The organism is Streptomyces glaucescens, from assembly GCF_002154375.1.
GTDB classification, from domain to species: domain Bacteria; phylum Actinomycetota; class Actinomycetes; order Streptomycetales; family Streptomycetaceae; genus Streptomyces; species Streptomyces glaucescens.
The window spans coordinates 1-5,490 of record NZ_MUND01000761.1; the positions used below are offsets into that span (position 1 = coordinate 1).

A 5,490-nucleotide genomic window follows, 5' to 3' on the forward strand; every position below is an offset into this window, starting at 1 on the left:
GCGTCGGCACGCCCTCGGACTTACGGGACGCAACCGAGGCGCCCGGCGCTACGCCTTCCCGCTCGCCCCGCGCGGCCGAGACGTCCGGAGACGCCCTGTCGGGCTTGCGCGGCGCACCCGAGACGTCCGGAGACCCATCCGCCGGCCTCCGCACCGCGACCGGGCCGCCCGGCGACAGTTCCTCCGACTCCCGCCGCACCACGGACGAACCGGGCGCCGACAGCCCCTCAGGCCTGCGCGCGACGGACGCACTCCGCACCGGCACGTCTTCCGGTCCTCGCGTCACCGCTTGGCTCTCCGCCGGCACCCCCTCGTGCTCCCGGGCCTCAGCGGGCCCGCGCGCGGCCACGCCCTGCTCGCCCCGGACTGTCACATCCGCTGCGCCCGGCGCCTCCTCCGGCTTCCGCGTGTCCGGGGAACGCCCCGAGGACACGCGCTTCGGCTTCCGTGCGCCAAGTGACGTGTCCGGTGACGGGCCCACTGCCGCCGGTGGCTCGGCGGCACTGCTCCGCCTCGGCACGCGGGCGGGCCCGGTCCGTTCCCCGACGTGGCTCGGCGCAGAACCGGGACCGGGAGGCGCGGAGGCCGAGCCGCTCGGCGCCGGACGAGTGGAGGCGGAGACGGAGGCGGCCTCGGGCAAGGGATCCGAGCGCCCCGCCGACGCCCCGCCCCCCGGCGCAGCGGAGGACCCGGACAGTACTCTCGGGCGACCGGTCGACGCGGTCGACGCGGTCGACGCGTCTTCAGAGGGCCCGAGACCGACTTCGGCTCCGGCCCCGCCGGGCGACACACCGGCCGAAGCCTCAGGCATGCCCGCCGATCCACCCGGCGACGAACCGTCGGAAGGGCCGACGACCACCCCCGGTCCACCCGCCTCGGAGCCGATCGCCTCCGTCCCCCTCCCTTCCGAGCCACTCCCCCTCGATCCGCTCACCACCGGATCCGCGTCCTCCGGCCCGTCCACGACCGTCCTCGCCACCGCGCGAGCGCCATCGCTCCCCCTCACAACGGCATCAGCGTCTGCCTCTGCGTGCGCTTCTGCGTCCGCGCGGAGCCGTGAGGGCTCGGCACCCGCCGGGCGTCCACGTGGTGCCGCACGCCGGTCAGGCGGCGGCGTCGGGGGAACCGTGGCAGCTGCGCCGGGGCCGGGACCGGCCGAGGGCGCCGCCTGGCCGTCGAGCGGGACCGACTCAGGCGCGTGCGGGGCCGGGCGGCGGTGGCCGGCCGGACCGACGGCGCCCCCGTCGGCCGTACCGACACGGCGGCCCCGCTCACGAGCATCCCGGGCTTCCGGAGCACGGCGTCCGGAATCGGACCCGACCACCGGCGCCGGTCCCGGTCCCGCACCGGTCACCCGAACCCCCGTGTCCGAGTCCACCGAGTGTTCCCCCCTCCCCGGTGCGTCCGGCGCCGCCTCCACTCCGAGAGGGACGCCTACGGAACGACCCGGTGCCCCTCGGTCCTCCTCGCGCGCCCCGCTCCCCCCACGCACCGGCTCCGGACCGGCGACCGCAGGCACCTCTCGGGCCTCCGCACGAACGGCCTCCAGTGGCTCCTCCCAGTCCTCAGACTCGTCCGTCTCATGCAGCTCAGCGGTATCAGCCAGCTCATCCGGCTCGTCCGGCTCATCCGGCGGGGCCTCAGCACCGGCCCGTTCGCCGCCGCCCGGCAACCGTGGCGCGTCCGGGTCGAAGACGTTGGGTGTCAGCGGCCGGAGCCACGGTGCGGGTGCCCCGAGCAGCCGGGCCACGAAGTCGCTCATCCCGCGCTCGCCTCCAGGTAGAAACGGCGCCGGAGCGGGCCGACCGCCAGCACCTCGGCCTCCGTCCAGCCGTACGCCCGCGCCAGGGCGTGCACTTCGTGCAGCAGCCGGTGCGCGTAGCCGCTCACGTCGGTCCAGAGGTGGTCGGCGATGTCGAGCGGAGCCTGCCAGCGGTGGGCGCACTGGGGGCAGTCGAGGGTGAACAGCGGGTCGGCGCCGGGGTCGAGACCGGGCAGCCGCCGGGCGATGTCCTCCAGGACCTCGTCCGGCAGCTCGTCGGCGGGCGGGCTGACGTGCAGCACGCAGCGCAGCAGCAGGTGCCGGCGGGCCCGGGGAGCGGTGGGGTCGACGGCCTGTACGTCCCGGGCGGTGAGCGCGCGGAAGGTGATGTCCATGCCGTGGGAGGTGAGGGTGGCGACGGCGGGCTCGGTCCGCCCGCCGGGCCCCGGCTCCGCCGTCCGTCCGGCTCCCGGTGCCCGCAGTTCGTCCGTGGAGACGGTGACGTCGAGGCTCTCGCCGCACTCCGGGCAGTCGGTGACACAGGGCAGCAAGTTGCCGAACGCCCCCGAGCGGAGGTGCAGCAGCAGCGCGTTGAGCATGCTGAGCGGCAGGTCGGCGACGTCCTGGCCGGCCGGCGCCGCCATGGAGGCGAGCAGCACGGCCCGGCCGGCCGGCGTGCTGCCGAGACCGCTCTCCCACACGTCGAGGACGTTCGTCTCCGTCAGCGCCCACGGCACGGGTCATCACCCTGCGACATCGGTGAACTGGGGCTCCTCCGGCGGGTTGGTCTTCTCCCGCACCCAGCCGTGGTGCTCGATCCTGATGCGTTCGAAGGCGACTCCGGGGGATCCGGCGTCGAGTTCGGGCAGGCCCTGGTACTCCGACACCCATGCCTCGCGGACGGAGTAGGACAGGACCTGCTGGCCGCCTTCGTCGAAGACGTCGATGATGAGGTCCCGGCGGAAGTCCTTGAGCGAGGTCTCCAGGCCCCCGGAGGAGTTGCGCAGGCTCCAGATGCGGTTGGCCCACTCCTCGAAGGCGGTGTCGACGGTGATCCCGCGTTCCAGGGTGATGGCCTCGTACTCGGTGCGGCCCGGCAGTTTGCGGCTGGTGCCGGGGTCGCCGCCGTCGCGGTGCAGGATGACCTCGGTCGTTCTTCTCAGTCCGCTGACCTTGCTGATTCCCGCGATATGGGCGGTCTCCCCGCTGAACTTCACCTTGAAGCGGAAGTTCTTGAAGGGGTCGCGGCGCGTCACTTCCGGCATCGTCGTCCTCCTAGACCTGGATCTGGCCGGCGAGCTGCTGGATGTGGACGATCACGAACTCGGCGGGTTTCAGCGGGGCGAAGCCGACGTGGATGTTGACGATCCCGCGGTCGATGTCGTTCTGCGGGTTGGTCTCCCTGTCGCACTTGACCAGGTAGGCCTCCTGGGGGGTGCGGCCCTGGAAGGCGCCCGCGCGGAACAGCGAGTTCATGAAGGCGCCGACGTTGAGGCGGATGGACGCCCACAGCGGCTCGTCGTTGGGTTCGAACACCACCCAGTGCGTGCCCCGGAACAGGCTCTCCTCGATGAAGAGCGCGAGGCGGCGCACGGGCAGGTACTTCCATTCGTCGGCGAGCCGGTCGGCTCCGCGCAGGGTGCGCGCTCCCCAGGCGACCGGACCCGCGGCGGGCAGCCGGCGCAGACAGTTGATGCCGAGCGGGTTGAGCCGTCCGATCTCCAGGTCGGTCAGCGGCACTTCGAGGTCACTGACGCCGGTGAGCGAGGCGTCGGTGCCCGCGGGCGCCTTCCAGACTCCGCGCTGGACGTCGGTGCGGGCCAGCACCCCGGCCATCACGCCGGACGGCGGGAAGGCGCGCATCGCGCCCTGCCGCAGGGGGTCCGGGGCGAGCACCTGAGGGTAGTAGACGGCGGCGTTCTTGCCGTCGTTCCCCGCGTCGATGTCCTTGAGGCGGTCGATCACGGCGCCGACGGCGCCGGTTCCGCCGCCGGGCTGCGGGGCGGTCCAGGTCGGCGGCGGATCGACGAGGAGGATGGCGCGCCGGTCGACGCACAGCTTCAGCGCGGCGTCCCGGAGTACCTTCGCGCCGCCGCCGTCGCCCTTGGCCGCCAGTTGCTCGTCGAGCCAGTGCGCGTCGGGCAGGCACAGGATGTTGAAGATGTCCGTCTTCAGCAGCTGGTACAGGCCGGTCTTGTCGTTGGCCTTGCCCTGGTAGACGATCGGGTCGAGGGGGCGTTCGTCCTCGTCGGCTCCGCGGCCCGACTCGGCCGGGGCGTAGTAGGGCGGCGAGCCGCCCGTGGTCCCGTCGAGAGGCAGGGAGAACGGGTCGACTCCGGCAGCCACGTCCGCGTTCTGTGCGGGCACCGTCTCGATGGGGGCGTGCGGGTCGACGCGGACGAGCTGGGAGGTCTCGAGCAGGTCGGCGAGGCTACGCGGGCTGTCGGGACGGACGCTGACGTTGAGGTAGCGCTCCACGGCGCCGGTCTCCACGTCATGGACGGTCAGGTTGAACAGTTCCCGCCGGTCCCGGCCGACGTCGGGCCCTTCGGAGGTGTCGTAGTCCACCCGGGCCCGCAGGTTCCGTCCCCAGCGCCCGGGTGAGGCGGCCACGAGTCCGGGCGGGGCGGGGCGGGCCCGGCCGCCCGTCCGGTCGGCACCCGCTGTCTCTCCCCCGCCCCGGCCACGCTTCTTCTCCTCGGCCGGGGGTGCCGTCTCGGCTGCCTCACCCTCGCCGGCGTTCTCGCCGCCCTCGCCCTCGCGGGCGGGCCCGGTCGCGCCCCGGGCGGGTTCCCTGCCGGGCGGCGTCGTGCCGAGTGGCAGCCGGACGGGCTTGTCGCCCTCCCTCACCACCCGGACGATCTCGGCTTCGCTGCCGCCGTTCAGATAGAACTGGTAGACGGCATAGCTCATGGGGCAGTTAGCCTGCAGTCCGCCGAAGGCGGTCTCGTAGTCGGCCCAGCCCGTGATGTGCACGGGCCGGTCCACCGGGCCGCGCGGCGTGTAGCCGACGAAGGCGGCCACCGAGGTGGGCACGCCCGTGATCGTCCGGACGGAACTCTTGACCTCGTCGATGTAGACGCCCGGATAAGTGACGTTCACCGGCATGCCAGCCTCTTCTCTCCACGCCGAACTGAAGAACTGCTGCTCGCGGTCCGTGATCACCGTAGGCAGACAGTGCGCGGTACGGCGCCCTGGAGAGCGCTGGGGCTGCTTCGATCAGGTGACGGGGGTCGGCTGATCAGACCGGGCGGGGGGCCTCGGGCGCTCAGGCTCCGCCGAGGAAGCTCAGCCGTACCTGCCGGTTCGGGTTGTCCCGGTTGGTGTCCACCAGGCACACCGACTGCCAGGTGCCCAGCTCCAGTCGCCCGTCCAGCACGGGCAGGGTGGCGTGCGGCGGGACGATGGCGGGCAGGACGTGGTCGCGGCCGTGGCCGGGGCTGCCGTGGCGGTGCTGCCAGCGGTCGTCGGCGGGGAGCAGCGTGTGCAGGGCGGTGAGCAGGTCGTCGTCGCTGCCCGCGCCGGTCTCGATGATGGCGATGCCGGCGGTGGCGTGCGGGACGAAGACGTTGAGGAGGCCGTCGCGCCCGGCCGCCGCCTCCCGGAGGAAGGCCTCGCAGTCGCGGGTGAGGTCGACGACGGTCTCCTCGGAGCCGGAGGCGATGTGCAGCACTCGGGTGGTGAACGCATCTGACATGCCCCCATCCTCACCCACCTCGTCCCGGACC

4 protein-coding genes are annotated in these 5,490 nt (G+C 73.4%); all 4 read right to left on the reverse strand.

The window, feature by feature from the left end; all coding sequences use genetic code 11:
* Positions 1–1,758: 1,758 nt before the first annotated feature.
* Positions 1,759–2,499, reverse strand: coding sequence for a hypothetical protein (locus tag CCN42_RS36800; protein WP_086741659.1), 741 nt, complete (start codon positions 2,497–2,499; stop codon positions 1,759–1,761).
* 6 nt (positions 2,500–2,505) lie between these two features.
* On the reverse strand, positions 2,506–3,027 hold the full coding sequence (locus CCN42_RS36805) for a phage tail protein (protein WP_086741660.1): 522 nt from the start codon (positions 3,025–3,027) through the stop codon (positions 2,506–2,508).
* A gap of 10 nt (positions 3,028–3,037) precedes the next feature.
* Positions 3,038–4,870 carry a phage tail sheath family protein gene (locus tag CCN42_RS36810; protein ID WP_086741661.1) on the reverse strand — a complete coding sequence of 611 codons (1,833 nt, stop codon included), beginning with the start codon at positions 4,868–4,870 and terminating at the stop codon, positions 3,038–3,040.
* 160 nt (positions 4,871–5,030) lie between these two features.
* Positions 5,031–5,459 carry a secondary thiamine-phosphate synthase enzyme YjbQ gene (locus tag CCN42_RS36815; protein ID WP_086741662.1) on the reverse strand — a complete coding sequence of 143 codons (429 nt, stop codon included), beginning with the start codon at positions 5,457–5,459 and terminating at the stop codon, positions 5,031–5,033.
* Positions 5,460–5,490 lie beyond the last annotated feature (31 nt).